General features: G+C 47.2%; 6 tRNA genes and 1 rRNA gene. All 7 read right to left on the bottom strand.

The window, feature by feature from the left end:
• Positions 1-15: 15 nt before the first annotated feature.
• The 7 genes from ACFSCX_RS21905 to rrf all read right to left on the bottom strand — a co-directional run bounded on the left by ACFSCX_RS21905 (position 16) and on the right by rrf (position 883).
• A tRNA-Leu gene (locus ACFSCX_RS21905) sits at positions 16-104 on the bottom strand.
• A 15-nt stretch (positions 105-119) separates the two neighbouring features.
• Positions 120-194, bottom strand: a tRNA-Gly gene (locus ACFSCX_RS21900).
• 37 nt (positions 195-231) lie between these two features.
• A tRNA-Leu gene (locus tag ACFSCX_RS21895) sits at positions 232-316 on the bottom strand.
• A gap of 7 nt (positions 317-323) precedes the next feature.
• Positions 324-399 (bottom strand) — tRNA-Lys (locus ACFSCX_RS21890).
• A gap of 4 nt (positions 400-403) precedes the next feature.
• A tRNA-Thr gene (locus ACFSCX_RS21885) sits at positions 404-479 on the bottom strand.
• 202 nt (positions 480-681) lie between these two features.
• Positions 682-757: transfer RNA gene (locus ACFSCX_RS21880), tRNA-Val, on the bottom strand.
• Between the two features lie 10 nt (positions 758-767).
• Positions 768-883 (bottom strand): 5S ribosomal RNA (gene rrf / locus ACFSCX_RS21875).
• Between the last annotated feature and the right edge of the window lie 202 nt (positions 884-1,085).

Below are 1,085 nucleotides of genomic sequence, written 5' to 3'. Positions count from 1 at the left end.
GCTACGGGCGCTAAATGGTGCCGAGGACCGGAATCGAACCGGTACGGTAGTCACCTACCGCAGGATTTTAAGTCCTGTGCGTCTGCCAGTTCCGCCACCCCGGCAATACATAAGGCAGTTGGAGCGGAAGACGGGATTCGAACCCGCGACCCCCACCTTGGCAAGGTGGTGTTCTACCACTGAACTACTTCCGCAAAAATTCATTTATGCATTGCATCACTATTCAATTAGTGGTGCGGATGAAGGGAGTCGAACCCCCACGCCGTAAGGCGCCAGATCCTAAGTCTGGTGCGTCTGCCAATTCCGCCACATCCGCGTAAAAATGGTGAGCCATGAAGGACTCGAACCTTCGACCCTCTGATTAAAAGTCAGATGCTCTACCGACTGAGCTAATGGCTCTAAATGGTGCCGGCTATAGGATTTGAACCCACGACCTACTGATTACAAGTCAGTTGCTCTACCAACTGAGCTAAGCCGGCATATAAAAAATTTCTACTAATTTTGCTTTTATGCTATTTGTTGTCCCAATCTTAAAAAATTTATTCAAACTACTTCTCGATTGGTACGCTGAAGTCTATCCTTCGATGTTCATTCCGACGTGCTCTACCAACTGAGCTAAGCTGGTATAACTATAACCCCTTCACTTGCGTGAGGTGAAGAATGATTTGAATTAGAAATCAATGGTGGAGGATGACGGGATCGAACCGCCGACCCCCTGCTTGTAAGGCAGGTGCTCTCCCAGCTGAGCTAATCCTCCAAATGAAACAGCCTGGCAACGTCCTACTCTCACAGGGGCAATGCCCCAACTACCATCGGCGCTGAAGAGCTTAACTTCCGTGTTCGGAATGGGAACGGGTGTGACCTCTTCGCCATCATTACCAGACTATTAATTCATCACTATTTGATAGCGACTCTTTTTATTATACTGATTTTATTCAGCATTTCAAGGGGAAATTTGTTCCCTCAAAACTAGATAACAATTTTGTATTCATGAAAGTATTATTTCGGTTAAGTCCTCGACCGATTAGTATCTGTCAGCTCCACGTGTCGCCACGCTTCCACCTCAGACCTATCAACCTGATCGT

It is taken from the genome of Bacillus salitolerans (assembly GCF_042680805.1).
GTDB lineage: Bacteria > Bacillota > Bacilli > Bacillales > SA4 > Bacillus_CJ > Bacillus_CJ salitolerans.
The sequence above is the reverse complement of the archived record's forward strand: the minus strand, read 5'-3'. Positions and strand labels throughout refer to the sequence as shown.